Annotated in this window: 16 protein-coding genes; 13 read left to right on the forward strand and 3 right to left on the reverse strand. The window is 68.3% G+C overall.

The genetic code is table 11. The annotated features are described in order from the left end of the window. The first annotated feature begins 116 nt into the window (after positions 1–116). The 5 genes from Q9R19_RS11345 (at position 117) to Q9R19_RS11365 (ending at position 5,799) form a co-directional block, all read left to right on the forward strand. On the forward strand, positions 117–1,979 hold the full coding sequence (locus Q9R19_RS11345) for a heparinase II/III family protein (protein WP_311256494.1): 1,863 nt from the start codon (positions 117–119) through the stop codon (positions 1,977–1,979). Continuing rightward, positions 1,976–3,076, forward strand: a complete 1,101-nt coding sequence (locus tag Q9R19_RS11350) for a substrate-binding domain-containing protein (protein WP_311256495.1) — start codon at positions 1,976–1,978, stop codon at positions 3,074–3,076. The genes Q9R19_RS11345 and Q9R19_RS11350 overlap by 4 nt, the downstream gene beginning before the upstream one ends. A gap of 101 nt (positions 3,077–3,177) precedes the next feature. Next, positions 3,178–4,881 carry a DHA2 family efflux MFS transporter permease subunit gene (locus tag Q9R19_RS11355; protein WP_311256496.1) on the forward strand — a complete coding sequence of 568 codons (1,704 nt, stop codon included), beginning with the start codon at positions 3,178–3,180 and terminating at the stop codon, positions 4,879–4,881. A gap of 1 nt (position 4,882) precedes the next feature. Then, positions 4,883–5,320 carry a MarR family transcriptional regulator gene (locus Q9R19_RS11360; RefSeq protein ID WP_311256497.1) on the forward strand — a complete coding sequence of 146 codons (438 nt, stop codon included), beginning with the start codon at positions 4,883–4,885 and terminating at the stop codon, positions 5,318–5,320. A gap of 32 nt (positions 5,321–5,352) precedes the next feature. Beyond that, positions 5,353–5,799 (forward strand): MarR family transcriptional regulator, encoded by a 447-nt coding sequence (locus tag Q9R19_RS11365; protein ID WP_311256498.1) that lies wholly within the window; start codon positions 5,353–5,355, stop codon positions 5,797–5,799. 25 nt (positions 5,800–5,824) lie between these two features. Here the strand turns inward: Q9R19_RS11365 and Q9R19_RS11370 are convergent, their stop codons facing one another. Together Q9R19_RS11370 and Q9R19_RS11375 are read right to left on the reverse strand one after the other, a co-directional pair. Then, complete coding sequence (locus Q9R19_RS11370) at positions 5,825–7,303, reverse strand: sulfatase (protein ID WP_311256499.1); 1,479 nt, start codon at positions 7,301–7,303, stop codon at positions 5,825–5,827. A gap of 32 nt (positions 7,304–7,335) precedes the next feature. Beyond that, the gene (locus Q9R19_RS11375; RefSeq protein WP_311256500.1) at positions 7,336–8,880 is read right to left on the reverse strand and encodes a DUF3604 domain-containing protein; all 1,545 of its coding nucleotides are present in this window, start codon (positions 8,878–8,880) and stop codon (positions 7,336–7,338) included. Positions 8,881–8,991: 111 nt separating this feature from the next. Between Q9R19_RS11375 and Q9R19_RS11380 the strand changes: the two genes are divergently transcribed. The 5 genes from Q9R19_RS11380 to Q9R19_RS11400 all read left to right on the forward strand — a co-directional run bounded on the left by Q9R19_RS11380 (position 8,992) and on the right by Q9R19_RS11400 (position 14,797). After that, positions 8,992–10,005, forward strand: coding sequence for a LacI family DNA-binding transcriptional regulator (locus Q9R19_RS11380; RefSeq protein ID WP_311256501.1), 1,014 nt, complete (start codon positions 8,992–8,994; stop codon positions 10,003–10,005). A gap of 180 nt (positions 10,006–10,185) precedes the next feature. Then, entirely contained in the window at positions 10,186–11,106 is a 921-nt protein-coding gene (locus Q9R19_RS11385; RefSeq protein WP_311256502.1) for a sugar ABC transporter permease, read from the forward strand. Then, complete coding sequence (locus tag Q9R19_RS11390; RefSeq protein ID WP_311256503.1) at positions 11,103–11,942, forward strand: carbohydrate ABC transporter permease; 840 nt, start codon at positions 11,103–11,105, stop codon at positions 11,940–11,942. Before Q9R19_RS11385 ends, Q9R19_RS11390 begins: the two co-directional genes overlap by 4 nt. Before the next feature lie 35 nt (positions 11,943–11,977). Next, positions 11,978–13,366, forward strand: coding sequence for an extracellular solute-binding protein (locus tag Q9R19_RS11395; protein WP_311256504.1), 1,389 nt, complete (start codon positions 11,978–11,980; stop codon positions 13,364–13,366). A 105-nt stretch (positions 13,367–13,471) separates the two neighbouring features. Next, entirely contained in the window at positions 13,472–14,797 is a 1,326-nt protein-coding gene (locus Q9R19_RS11400; RefSeq protein ID WP_311256505.1) for a sulfatase, read from the forward strand. Here Q9R19_RS11400 and Q9R19_RS11405 read toward each other — a convergent pair. Further along, the gene (locus Q9R19_RS11405; protein ID WP_311256506.1) at positions 14,794–15,675 is read right to left on the reverse strand and encodes an ROK family protein; all 882 of its coding nucleotides are present in this window, start codon (positions 15,673–15,675) and stop codon (positions 14,794–14,796) included. The two genes, Q9R19_RS11400 and Q9R19_RS11405, sit on opposite strands and share 4 nt — an antisense overlap. A 310-nt stretch (positions 15,676–15,985) precedes the next feature. Here Q9R19_RS11405 and Q9R19_RS11410 point away from each other — a divergent pair, with 310 nt between their 5' ends. The 3 genes from Q9R19_RS11410 (at position 15,986) to Q9R19_RS11420 (ending at position 19,497) form a co-directional block, all read left to right on the forward strand. Next, positions 15,986–17,023 (forward strand): ROK family protein, encoded by a 1,038-nt coding sequence (locus Q9R19_RS11410; RefSeq protein ID WP_311256507.1) that lies wholly within the window; start codon positions 15,986–15,988, stop codon positions 17,021–17,023. A gap of 150 nt (positions 17,024–17,173) precedes the next feature. Then, positions 17,174–18,328: a Gfo/Idh/MocA family oxidoreductase gene (locus Q9R19_RS11415; protein WP_311256508.1), complete on the forward strand. Its 1,155-nt coding sequence runs from the start codon at positions 17,174–17,176 to the stop codon at positions 18,326–18,328. After that, positions 18,325–19,497: a dihydrodipicolinate synthase family protein gene (locus tag Q9R19_RS11420; RefSeq protein ID WP_311256509.1), complete on the forward strand. Its 1,173-nt coding sequence runs from the start codon at positions 18,325–18,327 to the stop codon at positions 19,495–19,497. The genes Q9R19_RS11415 and Q9R19_RS11420 overlap by 4 nt, the downstream gene beginning before the upstream one ends. The last annotated feature ends 36 nt before the right edge of the window (positions 19,498–19,533 follow it).

Consider the following 19,533-nt stretch of genomic DNA (forward strand, 5'->3'; position numbering starts at 1 on the left):
GACTGCTTGCGTGACGCGGCGTATCCAGTGAAGACTGATCACCCAAACAAATGCAACTAACTCGAAGCGAAAAAAGCGAACTCGAACACAGACGTTCATCGAAGAAGGGGAGCACGATGCTGATCCGAAGGGGCGCGCTGCGCGAGATCTGGTCCGCGCATGCCGACGCGCAGGGTGCACTGCCGGTGCCCGCGGCATCCGATCGCGACTTCTGGGACGGGGTCGACCCGCGCATCCGCGAGGCGATCCTCCGCGAGGCCGATCGCCTGCGCGACGAGCCGTGGCCGCAGCCGCAGCTGTCGGAGTGGTCGGCCTACGCGCGCACCGGAGACCGCTCGGCGTACGAGCGCGCGCTCTTCCTGCGCAACCGGCGCACGCGTCTGGCCGTGCTCGCCGCGGCGCTGGAGCCCACCGAGCAGCGTGTGCTCGAGGCGGCCGACGGCCTGTGGCACAAGATCGAGCAGGCCACGTGGTGCTGGCCCGCGCATGACGACGTGGTCAGCCGCGGCCTGCGGGTGCCCGACCCGGCGCGGCCCTTCGTGGATCTCGGCGCGGGGGAGGACGCGGCGCTGGTCGCCTGGGCCGCGCTGCTGCTGCGCGACGGCCTGGAGCAGCACGTGCCCGGCCTGGTGGCGCGGCTCGGCTCCGAGGCGCGTGCGCGAGTGCTCGAGCCGTTCCTCGCGCGGGAATGGCACTGGGAGGGCACCGAGGAAGACGTGCACAACTGGGCGCCCTGGATCCACGGCAACCTGCTGGTCGCCGCGGTCGCGTTCGCCGACGCGGAGCTGCGGAAACGCGTGCTCGATCGCTGCGTGGACGGCCTGGACCGCTACCTGGCGCAGCTGCCGGCCGACGGCGCGATCGACGAGGGCTTCGCGTACTGGTGGCAGGGAGCCGGGCGCGCCTTCGACGCGCTGCGGCTGCTGGACGCGCTGACCGGCGGCGCGATCGCCGCGCGGCTCGTCGACGGTGCGCTGGCGGGCCTGGGCGAACTCGCCCGGTTCCCGCAGCGGATGCAGGTGGGGCCGGGCTGGTTCGCGAGCTTCGCCGACGCCGAGGCCAGGGCGGACGACGGCACGCCCTGGCATGTGCTGTTCCGCGCCGCGACGCTCTGCCGAGAGCCGGAGACGGCCGCGTTCGCGCTGCGGGAGCGCGGCGACCGGCCGCTGTGCGGTCTCGACGACGGCGTGCACGCCGGGCTCGGGCGGATGCTGGCCGAGCTCGCCGACCTGCGCTCCGGTGCGCTGGATGCCGCGCGGCATCCGGCATCCGCCCCGGGTCGCGACGCCGCCGAGACCCGACCGGACGAGCCCCGACCCGACGTGCTGCTGTCCTCGATCGGTGTGGGGATCCGCGAGCGCGCGGGGCTGACCGTTGTCGTCAAGGGCGGGCACAACGGCGAGAACCACAACCACAACGACCTCGGGTCGATCGCGGTCGCCGTGGACGGGGTGCCGCTGCTGCCGGATCTCGGGCGGGCGGAGTACCGCTCCGAGACGTTCTCGGATCAGCGGTACGAGCTGTGGAACATCCGCAGCGACTGGCACTCCGCGCCCCTTCCGCGTGGCGCCGTGCAACTGCCAGAGGAGCAGTGGCGGGCGCGGATGGATGCCGTGGACGAGGGCTGGGCGCTCGATCTGACCAACGCGTATCCGGCGGGGGAGCGTTGGACGCGCATCGTGCGCGTGACGGATGCCGGGCTCGTCGTGCGCGACGAGAGTGCGGCGCTGGCCGACCCCGCGACCCGGATCGCGGTGCTGTGCACCGGCGTGCCCGAGCGCGACGGCGACGACGTGCTGATCGCCGGCCGGCACGGCTCCCGCGGCCTGCGGCTGAGCTTCGACCCGGCCGAGGTCGAGTTCGAGACCGTCGTGGTGGACGACCGGTATCTGCGACGATCGTGGGGCGACCGGGTGACGCGGATGCTGTTCGCGCCGCAGCCCGCGTCGTGCTGGGAGCTGAGAGGAGTGGTGCGATGACCGATGCGGAGACGCCCCCGGTGTTCGGGATCGCCCGACGCGAGCGGATCATGGACCAGCTGCGCACGGCGGGGGCCGTGCGCGTGGCGGACCTGGCGCGCGAGTTCGGGGTGTCCGAGCTGACCATCCGCCGCGACATCGGCGAGCTCGCCGACCGCGGCCTCGTGACGCGAGTGCACGGCGGGGCGACCCTGCGCAGCCGGCTGGACACCACGGTGGCGCCGCGCGCGTCGGCGGGCGGTCCGCGGTACCGGGTGGGCATGGTGGTGCCCTCGCTGAGCTACTACTGGCCGCAGGTCGTGATCGGGGCGCGAGCGGCGGCCACCGAGCTCGGCGTGCAGCTGGTGCTGCGCGGCGCCAGCTACGACCCCGCCGACCAGCGGCGGCAGATCAGCTCGCTCGTGGAGTCGGGCGGCTTCCACGGCCTGATCGTGGCACCCGAGAACCAGGGCCCGGACGGTCACGCGCTGCTGAGCTGGCTGGAGCAGCTGCCGATTCCCGTCGTGCTGGTCGAGCGGCGGGTCTCGTCGTCCCTCGCCGTGACGAAGCTGGAGTGGGTGACCACAGACCACGTCTTCGGCGGGCACCTGGCGGCCGCGCATCTCGCCTCGCTCGGGCATCGGCGGGTCGGCATCCTCACCTCGGCGCAGTCGCCCACCTCCGGACAGCTGCGTCGCGGCTGGGCGCAGGCGGTCGACGGGCTGGGGCTGGAGCCGACCGTCGATCTGAACGCATCGCTGGACTCACTGGAGGGCGCCGAGCGCGCCGACTTCGTGGGCTCTCTGCTGGATCGCATCCGGGAGACCGGCACCTCGGCGATGCTCATCCACTCCGACCCGCAGGCGCTGCTGGTGCAGCAGAACGCCCTCGATCGCGGCTGGGAGCTGCCGCAGGACCTGTCGATCATCGCGTACGACGACGAGGTGGCCGAGAACGGAGCGCCGCCGATCACCGCGCTGCGCCCGCCCAAGCAGCACGTCGGGCGGCGTGCGGTCGAGGTGATGCTCGCACGCCTCACCGAGGGGGCGGACCGTCCGGTAGAGCGGGTGCAGGTCGTGCCGACGCTGCACGCGCGGGAGTCGACCGTCTCGGTGTGAGGGGCGGTCCGGGAATGGTTGACCCAGGGCAATGGTTGATGATTCTCAACTAATGAGGTATCGTTGACGAAGATCAACCAATTCTGCAGGAGAAGCCCCTTTTGAACTCCACCACACACCAATCGGCCGAGACCGTGCGCTCGGCGCGCGAGGTCTTCACCGCGATCTCCGGCCTCATCGTCGGCATGTTCGTCGCCGTGCTCTCGGGCACGGTCGTCTCGACCTCCCTTCCCGTCATCGTCGCCGACCTCGGCGGCACGCAGGCCCAGTACACCTGGGTCATCACCGCCAGCCTGCTGGCCACCGCCGTGACCACCCCGATCTGGGGCAAGCTGGCCGACCTGCTGGACCGCAAGATCCTCGTGCAGCTGTCGCTGGTGCTCTTCACCGCGGGCACGGTCGCAGCCGGCTTCTCGCAGGACATCAACATGCTCATCGCCATGCGGGTGCTGCAGGGTCTGGGTGTCGGCGGTCTGATGTCGCTGGTCATGGTCGCCGTGGCGCTGATCATCTCGCCGCGCGAGCGCGGCAAGTACATGGGCGTCGTCGGCGGCATCATGGCGCTGGCCACCATCGGCGGACCGCTCCTGGGCGGCTTCATCACCGACGTGCTGGGCTGGCGTGCCAACTTCTTCGTCGGCGTCCCGTTCGCCGTCATCGCGATCATCCTGCTGCAGGTGACCCTGCATCTGCCCAAGCCGCAGAACGCGAAGGTGTCCGTGGACTACTTCGGCATCGTGCTGCTCGCAGTGGGCGTCTCGGCTCTGCTGATCTGGGTGTCCATGGGCGGCAACCAGTTCGACTGGGACTCGGCCACCAGCTACACCCTCGCGATCGGCTCCGGCGTGGTCCTGGTCGGCTTCGTGCTGGTCGAGCTGTTCGTCAAGGAGCCGCTGATCCCGCTGTCGCTGTTCCGCAACCGCACGTTCACGCTGTCGGTGCTCGCCTCGATCGCGATCGGCGTGTCGATGTTCGCCACCTCGGTGTTCCTGGCGCAGTACTTCCAGCTCGCCCGTGGCGCCACGCCGACCGAGTCGGGTCTGATGACCATCCCGATGATCATCGGCCAGATGGGTGCGTCGATCATCATCGGCCAGCTGGTCAGCCGCTTCGGCAAGTGGAAGGGCTGGATGCTGCTGGGCTCCAGCCTCGCGCTGGTCGGCGTCAGCCTGATGGCCACGCTCCGCTACGACACCCCGTTCATCTTCGTGGCGATCTTCATGTTCGTGCTCGGCGCGGGCCTGGGCATGGTCATGCAGAACCTCACGCTGATCGTGCAGAACGACACGCCGCCGCAGCAGCTGGGCGCGGCCTCGTCGGGCGTGAACTTCTTCCGCACGATCGCCGGCACGATCGGTGTCACGATCATGGGCTCGATCCTGGCGACGAACGTCAAGGAGTACATCGTCGACGGCTTCAAGGGCTTCACCCCCAGCTCGCCCTCCGACCTCGAGGCGCTGAAGGCGCTGGACTCCGGCAACGTCCCGAAGGTGTCGGATCTGCCCGAATCGATCCGCAACATCGTCGAGTCGGCCTACGGCCACGGCATCGCGGACGCCTTCTTCATCGCCATCCCGCTGGCCGTGATCGGCATCGTGGCGATCGCCTTCATCCGCAACAAGTCGCTGTCGACGAAGAACTCCGCCGAGCAGCTGCGCGAGAACGCCGAGGAGTCCGCGATCGAGGTCGCCGGAGCCGAGGTGGGTGCGGCCACCGGCAGCATCCGCGTGGTCGAGGGCACGTCGGCCGCGACCACCGGCTCGGTGATGGTGCTGGAGCGCGAGGAAGACGAGCCGGGACGCTGAGATGATCGCTCAGGCCGCCGACGAGACCCTCGCGGATTTCCAGGCTCATCTGAACCTGATCTTCGCGAGGGCCCGGACGCTGTGGAAGGAGTCCGCCGCGCGGATCCATCCCGATCTTCAGCCGGCCGGATACAAGCTGCTGGCGTACATCGCCCGCACCGGAGACGCCAGCGCCCACCGGCTCGCCGAGCTGTTCGAGATGGACAAGTCGGTGGTCAGCAGGCAGCTCCGCATGCTGGAGGACTTCGGCCTGATCGAATCCCGGCCCGATGAGCGCGACGGGCGCCAGCGCGTGCTGACCGCGCGGCCCGAAGCCGCGCAGGCGCTCGCGCAGCTGCGCTCCGAGACGGCGGAGCGGATGCGGTCGGTGCTGGCCGAGCTCACCTCGGACGAGGTGCAGGCGGCATCCAAGGTGTTCCGCCTGCTGTCCGAGGTCTGAGCCCGGCGCAGCGTCGTCGTAAGCTGACGAGCATGAGCGAGCATCCGTCCGACCCCTCACTGGATGACGCGGTCATCCAGGTGGAGCAGGGGCTCGGGCGGCTGTTCGCCCGCATCCGGGTCGGCTGGCGTGAGGCGGCCGCGACGGTGCATCCCGACCTCCCCGCATTCGGCTACCAGGTGCTGGTCGCGATCGAGAGCGGCAAGGCCACCTCGGCCGGAGCGATCATCGAGCGGCTGCAGACCGACAAGTCCACCGTGAGCCGCCAGGTGCGACAGCTGGAGGAGCTGGGTCTGGTGACCAGCATCCCCGATCCCGCCGACCGCCGTGCGCGCGTGCTGGTGGCCACCGAGCTCGCCCAGCAGCGCGTCGCCACCGCACGCGCTGCATACCACGGCCGCCTCGGCGAACGGCTGCGCGCCTGGTCGGCCGACGATCTGACGCACTTCGCCGAGCTGCTGGACTCCCTCGGCCGCTGACGCGCCGTCTTGCGTCGGGCTTCGCTCAGCGGGGGGACTGGCTGAACTCCTGGATTCCGGCTCCCCAGTCGGGATGCGTCGTATCCGGGCCGCTGTACGGCGTGTCCCCATAATGCTCCTGTAGTCGCGCCAGCCGGTGACGCAGGTGCGCGACAATATCGGCCCGGTTCGGATCGCTGATCACGTTGCGCAGCTCCTGCGGGTCCTCCTCCAGATCGTAGAGCTCCCATTCAACGGGGAACCGTCGATCGGAGGAGCCGGGAACGCCGAGCGGATCGTTGTAGTAGCAGATCAGCTTGTGGGTCCTCGTGCGGATGCCGTAGTGCGCCGGCACATGATGATTCGGGTCGTCGTGCTCCCAATACCGGTAGTACATCGCATCCGGCCAGTCCGGCACGGTTTCACCGCGCAGCTGGGCGGCGAAGCTGCGCCCCTGTGACACGGGCAGGCTCGACGCCACGTCGATGCCGCACAGCTCGAGCAGCGTCCCGGCGATGTCCACGTTCGTGAGAATGTCGGACACGACACCTCCGGGGGCGATTTCCGCGGGCCAGCGGATCAGCGCGGGCATCTGCAGCGACTGCTCGAACATCAGCCGCTTGTCGTACCAGCCGTGGTCTCCGAGGAAGAATCCCTGGTCCGACATGTACACGACGATGGTGTTCTGCGCATCTCCCGTGGTGTCCAGCCTGTCCAGGACGCGACCGACGTTGTCGTCGATCGCCTGGATGACCTGCAGGTAATCGCTCATGTATCGCTGGTACTTCCAGCTCGCGCGCTCCTCACGGCGGTCGGGGCCTTCGAGCTCAGGTGGCAGCGGCTCCTTCACGTGACGCTCGTGCAGATCGTCGGCGATGCTCATCGTGGTGCGATCGGACCACGAGCCGAGCGTGCGGTGGTCGTCGTGCAGAGTCTCGGGCTCGGGGATGCTCCCCACCGGATAGAGATCGAGGTGCCTGTCATCGGGGATCCAGGGCGCGTGGGGCGCCTTGTGGTGGATGAACAGGGCGAACGGCTGCGCGGTGTCGCGCTGCGCCATCCAGTCCAGAGCCAGGTCCGTGACGATGTCCGTGGCGTAGCCGCGCATCGCACGCTTGCCATCAGGCCCGATCATGTCGGGATCGACGTACGCGCCCTGTCCGGGGAAGACCAGCCAGTCGTCGAAGTCCCGGGGCCGCGCCGAAGCCGATTCGCCGAGGTGCCACTTGCCGTAGAGCGCGGTGGTGTAGCCGTGCTCGCGGAGCCCTGCGACGAAGGTGGGCACCCGGTAGTCGAATTCCGCGAAGATGCCCGGCGTCCCGTTCACGTGCGTGTAGGTGCCGGTGAGGATCGACGCACGAGACGGGGTGCATATCGAGTTCGTGCAGAACAGCGACTTCAGGAGCGCCCCCTCGTGAGCGATCCGGTCGATGTGCGGAGTCCGGTTCACGCGGCTCCCGTAGGCGGAGATCGCGTGCGGGGCGTGGTCATCCGCAAGGATGAAGATGATGTTCGGCTTCGTCATCGGCGTGCTCCCGGGTGTCTCAGCGTTCGGATTCAGGCGCCTGTGCCGACCCAGGTCGGGGAACTCCACGCGTACTGGTCGTTCGCCTGGCGGACCCGGGTGTAATACCAGTCGGCACCCATACCCGTGCCGGCGTCCTCGAAGTCCATCCGCACGGAGCGAGCCGATCGATCCACCGCGCGATGCAGCAGGATCGCCGGGCTCACGAACCCGCCGGTGTACGCCGAGCGCGAGCCCTGTCGTAGCTCGGCGACGCTCGCCCGCACCTCGCGGCCGTTGGCGGTCACCTCGACCACCGTGTCGCCGTCGCCGATGACCTGCAGGCCCAGCTGCTGGGTGGCGTCGGTGAGCACCGTGGGGTTCCCGCGCGTCTTCGTGACCATGGTGACCGTGCGCTCGTCCTCCTGCGTCCAGCGCGTCGTGGGGCTTTCGGAGTCCGATCCCTTGCGCAGCGGATCGACGATGTCCTCACCGTGCAGCCTCGGGTCAACGGCGAGGATCCGCCCGCCTCGCACGCGGATCGAGACGTCCCAGTCCACCTCGGCGCCGTACTCGCCCCAGCCGACGCTGACCCCGAGCACACCGTCGAAATCGGAGGAGGACGAGGCGGCTTCCGGGCGGCCAACGGCGATGACCTGGTTGTTCCGCAGAACCTCGACGAAGTCGACGCTGTCGCCGCCGAGGACGTCGACCTCAACGCGCCGCGGACCGGCCGCGACCAGTTCCGAGCCCATGGGCATGCCGTTCACTGCTGTGGCCAGCATGATCCGATCTCCGGTCACCGCGTACGTGCGGCGGGCCTGGATGGCGTCCCAGATGCCGTCACGCGTCAGGGAGTCGGCCCAGACCATCGCCTTGCCGTAGCCGTAGCTGCCCGGGTGAGCACTGTGGTGATCCGTGGAGCCGATGAAGCCGAAGCGGTGCCCCAGTGCCAGACCGTGCTGGGCGGTGCTCGCACCGTCACGAGGGCCCATCGTGTGCAGATACTGGCGCAGGCCGGGCTCGACCTCACCCGAGCCGTGCATGGACACCAGCTCGACCACCGGGGAGAGCTCCTCCGTGTACGTCGACCAGTTGATGCCGCGGTGGCCGGACCTGTAGCCGATGTGGTGCGGGAGCACCATCGTGGGCACACCGCCGGCGGCGATGGCGCGAAGGCGCCCCCTCAGCTCCTCGAGGGACTGCGACTGCGCGATCTCGAGAGGACCGTGGTCGGATCGGAAGTACACGCAGTGATCGCCGTAGGTGAGGCTGTGCCATTCCAGGGAGAGGAAGCTCACGAAAGCGTCGTCCTCATGGGCGGCGGCGGTGACGGACTGCACTCGGTCCCACTGCGCTGCCAGCCGGGCGAAGCCCTCGATGTGGTAATCGTGCACTTCGCGTGGCTCCGCGGGAATGTCGTGCCAGGCCGCGTGTCCTGTGACGCTCGCGAAGTCGAGCTGCTGCTTCGCATTGGCGAAGGCGGTCTCGATCGAGCCGTGGCCGTAGCTGATCCCGCAGTGATTGTGCAGGTCTCCGGCGTAAGCGGTCAGACCGGAATAGCCGTCGAGATCGGTGCTGGGTCGGAACAAGGACATGTCTGGGGGCTCCTTCGCCTGAGCGGCCCCGGGAGGCCTCGATGGGTCACTATACGATAGATCGATCTAGCACACCACATCACGGTGAGCATCGCCGGATATACTCGGCCCATGCGCCGCGTGACACTGCAGGACGTCGCCGCTGACGCCGGAGTCTCGCGAGCTGCTGCCTCGATGGTCGTCCGCGGCACCGGACGCCTCAGTGATCAGACCCGGGAACGGGTCCGTCAGTCGATGGAGAAGCTGGGCTACATCTACAACCGCAACGCAGCCTCCCTGCGCAGCAACCGGAGCTGGACTCTCGGATTCATCGTCACGGACTTCTCCAACCCGTACTTCTCTGCGATCGCACTCGCATTCGAGAAGGCGGCGTCGTCGGCCGGATATATGACCCTCATCTCGAACACGTTCGACGAGCCGGAACACCAGGACGCTCTGGTCACGACGATGCTGGAGTCGCCCGTCGCCGGACTCGCCTACGTGCCCGCGCTGGGCGCGGCATCCGTGGACCTGCCGATCCCGACGCTGGCACTGACGCGGCCGGCGGCCGGAGAGAGGCCGGCGCTCAGCAGCGATGCGCACGCGGCAGGTGCCATGGCGGCGGAGCATCTCGCGGGAGTGCATGGATTTCGTCGGATCGCCTACCTCGGCGGCGCGGCGCCCGCACTTCCCACGCGGGAGCGCATCGCCGGTGTGCGCGCGGTTCTGGCGCGATACCCGGATGCCGCGCTCGCCGCGGTCGTGCACGGCCAGACGAGCATCGACGGGGGTGCGAGACTCGCCGAAGAGCTGCTGCAGTCGGGGTCGGAGTTCGACGCGGTTATCTGCCACAGCGATGTGATCGCCTACGGAGTTCTGCGTGCGCTGCACGATGCGGGACTCGGCCTCGGCCGCATCGGAGTGATCGGATTCGACAGCCTTGCCGCATCGGAGGTGTTCATCCCGAGCATCACGTCGGTCTCGGTCGGCACCGCTGATCTGGGGAGACTGGCGGCCGAGTGGCTGATCCGCGCTGTCGACGACGCTACGACCGATCCGCCGCTCCCGCTCACTCCGTTCCTGGACGTCCGCGAGTCATGCGGGTGCACGGCACCGGACGGACGCCCGATTCCGGGCACTGCGTAGGCGCCGTCTCTCGCGGTCTGCGACGGCGGAGCGCCCCGCGCTTGCATCCGGGGAACGCCCTGCGCTTGCATTCGGGATGCCCATGACTGATACTGATGTCCGGTGCTATATCGATCTACCATCGGTACAGCAGCCACCCCGCCACTCGTGGTTGTCGAAGAAGTGACTCACGGAGGAACAATGACGTCCAGCCCACACCTGATCCGCGCTGACGCGGTCAGACCGCGTCGTCGGCGTGGCCGACGCTCCCTGGTCCCCGCGTTCGCTCTTGCGCCGTTCGTGCTGTTCTGCCTGGCGATGGCCGCCTTCCCCTTCGCTCACGTCGTGCGGATGGCGTTCTCGGAGGTCACCGTCACTGCGGTGGGCTTCCAGTTCGAGTGGACCGGCTTCCGGAACCTGCTCGCCGTCTTCGCAGACCAGGCGGCGGCTCAGGCCGTGATCAACACCGTGGTGTTCACGATCTTCGCCGTGGCGGGGAGCCTCGTCTGCGGCATTGTCGTGGCCGTGCTCGTGGATCGCGCCGTTGCGCTTCTCCCGCTTGCCCGGAACGTCATCATCTGGCCCGCGATCGTCACGCCGGTGGTGGTGAGCGTGATCTGGCTGCTCATCCTGAGCCCGACGGCAGGCGGACTCAACAAGCTGCTCGAGACATTCGGTCTGCCCGCGCAGACGTGGCTCAACTCGGGTCCTGCGGCGATGGCCAGCGTCGTCGTGGTCGACGTGTGGCACTGGACGCCTATAGTCTTCCTGTTCGTCTACGCGGCTCTCAAGGCGGTCGACCCGGAGATCCTCGAGGCCGCCCGGATGGACGGCGCGTCCGAGTCTTCGATCGTGCTTCGCATCGTCCTGCCGCTCGTGATGCCCGCGATCGCGGCCGTCGCACTGATTCGCATGGTGATGAGCGTCAAGGTCTTCGACGAGATGTACGTGCTGACCGCCGGAGGACCTCAGGGAGCGACCACGCTGGTGTCCCAGCGCATCCAGCTCTGGTTCTTCCGCGACCTCAGCTACGGAGAGGCCGCGGCCTTCGGCCTTCTCATCATTCTGGCCGTGATCCTCGTGTTCACGGTGGCGCTGATTCTGCGAGGAGCGAGAAGATGACCGGGCGTATTCGTGCGAAACGGCGGTCTTCACTCGTCGTCGAGATCGCGCTGCTGATCGTCGTGATCATCGTCGTGCTGCCGATCGTATGGCTGGTGCTGCTGTCCTTCCTTCCCAACCGGGCGATCGTCAGCCGCGACTGGATCTTCCCGTTCTGGCTGGGCAACTTCCGGGCGATCTTCGACGACGGAACGTTCGCTGTCCAGATGCTCAACAGCGTCGGGATCGTGCTGGGCACGGTCGCCGTGTGCATCGTCATCGGCAGCATCAGCGGATACGCGCTCGCTCGGCTCTCGCCGCCGAAATGGGCCACCATTCCTACCTTGGCGCTGGCCGCGATCGTTCCGCTGGTTCCGCCGGCGACCCTGGTCCCCGGCCTGTACGAGCTACTGAACGACATCGGGCTGCTCGGATCGGTGAGCGGTCTGATCCTCGTGAACAGCCTGTTCAACCTCCCGTTCGCGACGCTGCTGATGATGTCGTACTTCTCGGGCGTGCCGATGCAGCTGCGAGAGGCAGCACTCGTCGACGGCGCGACCGAGGCAGGAGTGTTCGTGCGGATCATGCTTCCGCTGGTGCGCCCGGGCCTCGCGGCCACGAGCATCTTCGTCGGAATCATGGCCTGGAACGAGTTCCTGATGGGGCTGACGCTCACGTCAGGCGGGCCGACGGCTCCGCTCACCGTCGGCATCGCCGGCTTCGTGCAGGAGTTCGCCGTGACCTGGGGTGAACTTGCTGCGGCCGGCGCCGTCGCCGCCGTGCCGCTGATCGTCCTGGCGGTCTTCGCGAACAAACAGATCATCGCCGGCCTCACCGCCGGCGCCGTCAAGGGCTGAGCACCCGCTCAGCCGGTATTCACAAGGAAGAGAATATGACTGGAATGAATCGTCGGTGGATTACACGCGGACTGCGTCCGCTCACCGCAACCGTGGCCGTGAGCGCTCTGGTGCTGGGGATGGCCGGGTGCAGCGCAGGCAACAAGGGTTCGCTGGGCGGCGGCGGGTCCGACGCAGGGTCGGGGCCGGTGACGCTCGTCGTTCCCACCAGCCAGGCGCCCTGGAACCCGGCCTACGCCAAGCTCGTGCAGGAATACCAGAAGGAGACCGGCAACAAGGTCGAACTGCGGCCGTTCCCCAACCCTGACGTCAAGACGCAGCAGCTCAACGACATCCAGAGTCAGAAGCACACGTTCGACGTGTTCCAGGTCAACGGTTCGGACCTCGGTCAGTTCAATGAGGGGGGACTGCTGCAGCCGCTCAACGAGATCGACCCGTCCTACGAAGTCGACTCGCACATCTACAGCTTCGGAAACCTCTCGCTCTGGGACTCGGCGACCAAGAGCTTCTCTGAGTCGGGTGAGCTCGTCGATCTGCCGTTCTCCGGCAATCTGGACATCTTCGTTTACCGCAAGGACATCTACGAGGAGCTCGGGCTGAAGGTTCCCACGACGTGGCCGGAGGTGATCGCGAACAGCGAGAAGATCGCGGAGGCCAAGGCCGCGAAGTACCCGATGGTCTTCCGCACCCAGGGCATCCCGGGGGCATCCGCGAACACCTTCGATTTCCAGGCGATCCTCGGCGCGGCGGGCGGTGGATGGTACGCCAGCCCCGGCACCGACTGGACGCCCATGGCCGACACGCCTGAGGGCATCCAGGCCGCGACGTGGATGCGTGATCTGGCGAAGTTCGGCCCTGAGGCGGTTTCCACCATCGGCCAAGCACAGGTGATCGCCGAGCTGCAGAACGGCAACGGCGCGCAGAGCTTCCTCGTGGCGGCAGCCGCCGCACAGCTGGAGAACGAAGCGAACTCCAACGAGGCAGGGAAATTCGGTTACGCTCCGCTGCCTCTCGCCCCCGATGGCAGCGCTGCGCCCGGTACGGGCATCTGGTTCCTCGGCGTCCCCGCCGGCCTCCCCAAGGAGCGCGCGAAGGCCGCGCTGGAGTACATCACGTGGATGACGTCGAAGAAGGCGCAGACGCTGTTCGCACAGAACGGCGGCATCCCGATCCGCGATGACTATGACACCGACGGGATGTCGGCGTCGCAGAAGCAGGCGCTCGAGGCGTACAGCGAGACCGCCGCCAAGCTGCCCGGGGCATCGACCTCGATCTGGTATCCGTTCGCCACGGACATGCTCAACATCACGGAGCCGGGCCTGGAGAGCATCGCCGCGGGAACCGTCTCGCCCGAGGAGGGCATGAAGCAGATGCAGGCCGCGCTGGAAGCCATGGTCGCCAAGCTGGATCTGCCCCAGAAGTAGTCGCCGTGCTCGGGTCCCGCGGTGAAGCCGTGCCGCAGGACCCGGGCACGATGGCGCCGCAGCTGGCATGGCGCTCCCACTGATCAGTAGTTAAGGACTCGTGACATGACACCGGACATCATCCTCTTCCACTGCCACGACCTGGGACGGTGGCTGCCGACCTACGGGATGCCGTCGGTGCCGGCACCGCAGATCGCGGCATTCGCCGATCGTTCCGTCGTCTTCGACGACGCCCACGCCGCGGCGCCGCTGTGCTCCCCCTCCCGCGGAGCCCTGTTCACGGGGATGCCTCCGTACCGCAACGGCATCCAAGGCCTGGCGCACGATGGCTGGCGCTATCGTGCCGGTGTCTCCACTCTTCCTGAGCGTCTTGAGTCGCTCGGATATCACACGGCGCTGATCGGGCTTCAGCACGAGAACGTGGATCCCACCGTGCTGGGCTTCGCGGAGTGCCCTGGACAGGGGTTCCTTCCGCGCACGCATCAGGTCGTCGATGCCACGTCCGCCTGGCTGTCGGGCCTGGCGCCCCGGGAGGAGCGGAAGCCGATCTTCCTCACGGTCGGCGTGTGGGAGGTGCACAGGCCTTGGCCGAGGTCCGACTACGTCTCCGCCGACCCTGCGGAGGTGGACGTCCCCGGTTTCCTCCCCGACAACGACGACACTCGAGCCGACATCGCGGACTTCTACGGGGCGATCGCGCAGCTCGATGCCGGCTTCGCAACCCTCCTGGACGTGATCTCGTCGACCATCGGCGATGAGAACACCATGATCGTCTTCACCACGGATCATGGCGCCGCCTTCCCCCGCGCGAAGAGCACCCTCTACGAGGCGGGCACCGGAGTCGCGCTCATGGTGCGCCCTCCGACCGGTTGGCAGGTCGCCCCGCATCGGGTGTCGGAGCTCGTCATCCATCAGGATCTGCTGCCGACGCTGCTCGAGATCGCCGGCGATGCAGGCCCGCACGACGCCGAGCTCGAGGGCCGGAGCATCCTGCCGCTGATCCGGAACACGCCGGAGGAAGAGCCGGCGCCGGAGCGGATGGTCTTCACCAGCAAGACCTATCACGACTCCTATGACCCCAAGCGGGCCGTTCGCACCTCCGACTACGTCTACATCCGCAACTACGCCGAGGGTCCGAGTCTCGAACTCCCCGCTGATCTCGAAGCGAGCCGCACACGCCGAGGACTCGGTGACCGGCATCTCGCACCCCGGCCGCGGGAGGAGCTCTACGACCGTCGGGCCGATCCGCACGAGCTCCACGACGTGGCCGGACAGGACGCCTACGCCGACGTGCGGAACAAGCTGGCGGGAGTGCTGCACGACCGCCTCGTCGCCATCGGCGACCCTGTCGAGACGGAGCCCATTCCGCGGGCGCCGCAGCGATCGCGCCACGTGGACGACCTCCCCGGTCTCGACCTGCCCGCACGCTAGGCGGACGAAGAGTCAGCGCCGCATGAGCGGGCAGCCGCCTGCGTGCCGAGCAGCAGCGCTCCGTGCGCAGGGGCATCCGTTCCGTGTTCGCTGACAGTCAGACCCGACATCGCGTCGCCGAGTTGCCGTCGGAGCGCATCGAGCACGACATCCGACCCCGCCAGGCCACCGGTCAGCACAAGCCGATCGGGGTCGAGCACCGCGCGCGCGACCTGCACGGCGAACGCGAGGCCCTCCGCGTAGTGATCGATGGCGGCGAGGGCGGCGGCATCGTCGTTCGCCGCGAGAGCAAGGATCGTGGACAGCTCGGCGTCCACCCCGCCGTTCGCGACGTGCGCACGGCGGATCCCCTCGATGGACACGGTGTCCTCGAGAGTGCCCCCGGTGGGAAGCGGGATGTCGCCGATCTCCCCGGCTGCGCCGGTTGCGCCTTGCAAGAGCACGCCGTCGTGCACGATGCCGAGACCGATTCCGGTGCCGGCTGCGATGACGGCGAGGACAGACGCGCTTGTGGCAGAGCGGGCCTCGGCGAGTGCGGCCGCCGCCAGATCGTTCTCCACCGCGACGGGGATGTGCAGGGTCGTCGACAGCAGTGCGGCGAGAGGAACGCCGTCCAGCAGAGGAGCATTCGGAATGCGGGACACGCATCCTGTCTGCGGATCGACGGCGCCGGGTACGCCGACGCCGAGGCCGACGATGGGGGGACCGGTCTGGGTGCGCACGATGCGTGCGATCTGCGCGACGACATCGGGCTCGGTCGGCTCACGGAGGTCGTCGATGATGCGGCCGGCGGCATCGGCGACGAGCGCGCGCACCTTGGTGCCACCCACGTCAACCCCGACGATGCGAGCATTCTGCAGTGCCGTCCGATCCGCCATAGCTCCTTTATATCAACTCAATCAAAAGTTGACCCAATAGACATACGCAGCGCTGGAGAGGTGTGGGATGCTGAATCGGAATCCGTTGCTGAATCGGATGACCATCGCATCGCCGGTTCTGTTCATACCACGTTGAAGCAGGTGCACATTCATGGCTCAGCCAGCGCGGAACCGGAAGCCGTTGCCGATGAAGGCGTCGAACCGCACCGCGTCTCGAGTGAACAGCACCCTCCTTCTGGATGCGCTGCGGGGAGGAGGGGCATTGTCCCGTGCTGCGCTCGCCCAAGTCACCGGGCTGAGCATCGCGACGGTGAATCGTCTGATTGACAGGATGATCCAGGATCGCGAGGTGGAGGAGATCGGCCAGACCTCGTCGACGGGAGGTCGCCCCGCCAGGCTCGTCCGCTTCAATGCGTCCGCCCACGCGGTGCTGGCCGTCGAGCTCGGCGGTCACCGGATCTCGGCGGCGGTCACCGACCTCGACGCGCAGGTGCTGCTACGGGACGCGTGCCTGGTCGACTCGCAGGTGCGTGGAGCGGGCAGGGATGTCTTCGAGGCCGTCGCCGTGCTCGCGTCCGGGCTGATCGAGAAGGCGGCGACGCAGCGGATCGAGGTGCGAACAGTCTGCGTGGGCGTGCCCGGCGTCGTGCGCCATCGCCGCGGACTCGTCGAGTTCGCGCCGGCCGTGCAGTGGTTCGACTTCCCGCTCGTGCCCTTGCTGGAAGAGCGTCTGGGTGTTGCGGTTCGCGTGGAGAACGATGTCAACCTCGCGGCTGTCGCCGAATTGCGGCATGGCGCTGCTCGAGGAAGGTCCGACGTGCTGACCGTCCTGCTCGGCACCGGCGTGGGCGCGGCTCTGATCCTGGACGGCCGCCTGTACCGGGGTGCCGTGGGTGCAGCGGGCGAGTTCGGGTACACGATGATGAGCCGCAGCTCGCTGGACAGCCCGTGGCCCGGGTTCGGCGACCTCGAGTCGCGGATCGGCGCCGCAGGAGTGCTCCGCAGGCACGGGTACACCTCGGTGACGGAGCCGGACGCCGAATCCTTGCTCGCTCGGGTGCGCGGCGGCGATCCGGTGGCTCGAGCCGTCTTCGACGGGCTGGTCGACGATCTCGCGCTTTCGATCGCCAACGCGAGTGCGCTGCTCAACCCCGAACTGGTCGTGCTCGGCGGCGAGTCCGGCCGCGCCGCCGCCGAGCTGATGCTACCTGCGATCGGACGCCGTCTGAACGGCCGCATCCCTTTCGTTCCGGAACTCGTGGCGGCCGAACTCGACGATGCCGCACTGATCGGTGCCGCAGAAGTGGCGATCGATGCCTCGGCGGGTGGCGCGACCCTGCTGGAATGACCCGATGCGGGACCTCCTGATCGCCCGCGTGCTTCCGAACCGGCGCCATGTGGGTGCTTGCGCTCCGTGACGTAACCTGATTCACTGTGGGAAAGCGTTTACCCGTGCCGCGGGCAGACGTGACGGACTTCAAGCAGAACGGAAACACCAATGGCGAACGTGCGCGAGATCGGCATCATCATGAACGGCGTCTCCGGACGCATGGGCTACCGGCAGCACCTGGTGCGCTCGATCCTCGCGATCCGCGACCAGGGAGGCATCGAGCTGGCCGACGGCCAGAAGGTGACCGTCAAGCCGATCCTCGTCGGCCGCAACGCCGAGAAGCTCGCCGAGCTCGCAGCGAAGCACGGCATCGACGACTACACCACCGACCTCGACGCGGCCCTCGCCGACCCGCAGTGGGAGATCTACGCCGACTTCCTGGTGACCAAGGCGCGCGCCACGGCCATCCGCAAGGCCATCGCCGCAGGCAAGGCCATCTACACAGAGAAGCCCACCGCCGAGTCGCTGGAGGAGGCCCTCGACCTCGCCCGCCTGGCGAAGGATGCCGGCGTGAAGACCGGCGTCGTGCACGACAAGCTGTACCTCCCCGGCCTGCAGAAGCTCAAGCGCCTGATCGACTCGGGCTTCTTCGGCCGCATCCTCTCCGTGCGCGGCGAGTTCGGCTACTGGGTGTTCGAGGGCGACTGGCAGCCCGCGCAGCGCCCCAGCTGGAACTACCGCACCGAGGACGGCGGCGGCATCATCACCGACATGTTCCCGCACTGGAACTACGTGCTCGAGAACCTGTTCGGCGAGGTCAAGAGCGTCTACGCGCAGGCCGCCGTGCACATCGCCGACCGCTGGGACGAGAAGGGCGAGCACTACGACGCCACCGCCGAGGACGCCGCGTACGGCATCTTCGAGCTGGAGGGCGGCATCATCGCCGAGATCAACTCCTCGTGGACCGTACGCGTGAACCGCGACGAGCTGGTCGAGTTCCAGGTCGACGGCACGCACGGCTCGGCCGTGGTCGGCCTGTTCGGCTGCAAGATCCAGCCCCGCAACGCCACCCCGAAGCCGGTGTGGAACCCCGACCTCGAGGACACCCACGACTACGACGCCGACTGGCAGACCGTCCCCACCAACGACGTCTTCCTGAACGGCTTCCGCCAGCAGTGGGAGGATTACCTGACCTCGTTCGTGCTCGGCACCGACTATGCCTTCGACCTGCTCGCCGGGGCGCGCGGCGTGCAGTTCGCCGAGGCGGGCCTGGCCTCGAGCGCCGAGGGCCGCAAGATCGCGATCGAGAAGCTGTCGCTGTGAGCATGCTGCGTCTGCTGTCGGCATCCGGTGAGGTGACGGATGCCGAGCTGAACGACTCCGGCGTCTTCGCCCGACCCGTGGCCCCGCTGCGCAGCCGGGTCGCCTACGCGGCCGCGCACGTCGTGCCCGTCGTGTGGGGCGACAACACACCCGGGCGGCCCGCCGACATCGACTGGGACTCGACACTCGCGTTCCGCCGCAACGTCTACTCGTGGGGTCTGGGCGTGGCGGATGCCATGGACACCGCGCAGCGCAACATGGGCCTGGATGCCGCCGCGACCCGCGAGCTGATCTCCCGCAGTGCGCAGGTGGCCCGCGAGGAGGGCGGCTCGGTGGTCGTGGGCGTCAACACCGACCACGTTCTGGAAGACCGGGTCACCCTCGACCAGGTGATCGACGCGTACGCCTCGCAGCTGGAGTTCACCGAGGAGCAGGGCGCGGGGCCGGTGCTCATGGCATCCCGCCACCTCGCCCGTGTGGCGACCAGCGCCGACGACTACCGTCGCGTATACCGCTCGGTGCTGCAGCGCGCCACGACCCCGGTCGTGCTGCACTGGCTGGGCACGGCGTTCGACCCGGAGCTGGAGGGCTACTTCGGCTCGACGGAGTGGCCCGCGGCATCCGACGTCCTGCTCGACATCATCGCCGAGAACCCGGGCAAGGTGGCGGGCGTGAAGATGAGCCTGCTGAACGCCGAGAGCGAGATCTCGGTGCGCGAGCGCCTGCCGCAGGGCGTGCGCATGTTCACCGGCGACGACTTCAACTACGTCTCCCTCATCGGCGGAGACACGGTCGGGAAGGGCGACGGGCATTCCGACGCGCTGCTCGGCGCGTTCGCGGCGATCGCACCTGTGGCATCCGCTGCGATCCAGGCGCTCGACGCGGGCGACCCCGCCCGCTACCTCGAGATCCTCGGTCCGACGGAGGAGCTCAGCCGGCAGGTGTTCGCCGCGCCGACGTTCTACTACAAGACCGGCGTCGCGTTCCTTGCCTGGCTCAACGGCCACCAGCCCGCGTTCCAGATGGTCGGCGGCCTGCACTCGGCACGCAGCCTGCCGCACCTCTCGCGGATCGTCGAGCTGGCCAACGCCTCGCTCGCCCTGGAGAACCCCGCGCTCGCACGCGAGCGCTGGCACGGGATGCTGCGACTGAACGGAGTGGACGCATGAGCGCCGACCGGCGTGCCGCCGCACGGAACGTGCCCG

The sequence above is a fragment of the Microbacterium sp. ARD32 genome, assembly GCF_031844385.1.
Lineage (GTDB): Bacteria > Actinomycetota > Actinomycetes > Actinomycetales > Microbacteriaceae > Microbacterium.

Excerpts from the sequence above, each read along its gene's own strand:
- Q9R19_RS11395 (WP_311256504.1), top strand. The coding sequence starts at position 11,978 with ATGACTGGAATGAATCGTCGGTGGATTACACGCGGACTGCGTCCGCTC.
- Q9R19_RS11385 (WP_311256502.1), top strand. The coding sequence starts at position 10,186 with ATGACGTCCAGCCCACACCTGATCCGCGCTGACGCGGTCAGACCGCGT.
- Q9R19_RS11365 (WP_311256498.1), top strand. The coding sequence starts at position 5,353 with ATGAGCGAGCATCCGTCCGACCCCTCACTGGATGACGCGGTCATCCAG.
- Q9R19_RS11350 (WP_311256495.1), top strand. The coding sequence starts at position 1,976 with ATGACCGATGCGGAGACGCCCCCGGTGTTCGGGATCGCCCGACGCGAG.
- Q9R19_RS11380 (WP_311256501.1), top strand. The coding sequence starts at position 8,992 with ATGCGCCGCGTGACACTGCAGGACGTCGCCGCTGACGCCGGAGTCTCG.
- Q9R19_RS11415 (WP_311256508.1), top strand. The coding sequence starts at position 17,174 with ATGGCGAACGTGCGCGAGATCGGCATCATCATGAACGGCGTCTCCGGA.
- Q9R19_RS11375 (WP_311256500.1), bottom strand. The coding sequence starts at position 8,880 with ATGTCCTTGTTCCGACCCAGCACCGATCTCGACGGCTATTCCGGTCTG.
- Q9R19_RS11390 (WP_311256503.1), top strand. The coding sequence starts at position 11,103 with ATGACCGGGCGTATTCGTGCGAAACGGCGGTCTTCACTCGTCGTCGAG.
- Q9R19_RS11405 (WP_311256506.1), bottom strand. The coding sequence starts at position 15,675 with ATGGCGGATCGGACGGCACTGCAGAATGCTCGCATCGTCGGGGTTGAC.
- Q9R19_RS11360 (WP_311256497.1), top strand. The coding sequence starts at position 4,883 with ATGATCGCTCAGGCCGCCGACGAGACCCTCGCGGATTTCCAGGCTCAT.
- Q9R19_RS11345 (WP_311256494.1), top strand. The coding sequence starts at position 117 with ATGCTGATCCGAAGGGGCGCGCTGCGCGAGATCTGGTCCGCGCATGCC.
- Q9R19_RS11400 (WP_311256505.1), top strand. The coding sequence starts at position 13,472 with ATGACACCGGACATCATCCTCTTCCACTGCCACGACCTGGGACGGTGG.
- Q9R19_RS11370 (WP_311256499.1), bottom strand. The coding sequence starts at position 7,303 with ATGACGAAGCCGAACATCATCTTCATCCTTGCGGATGACCACGCCCCG.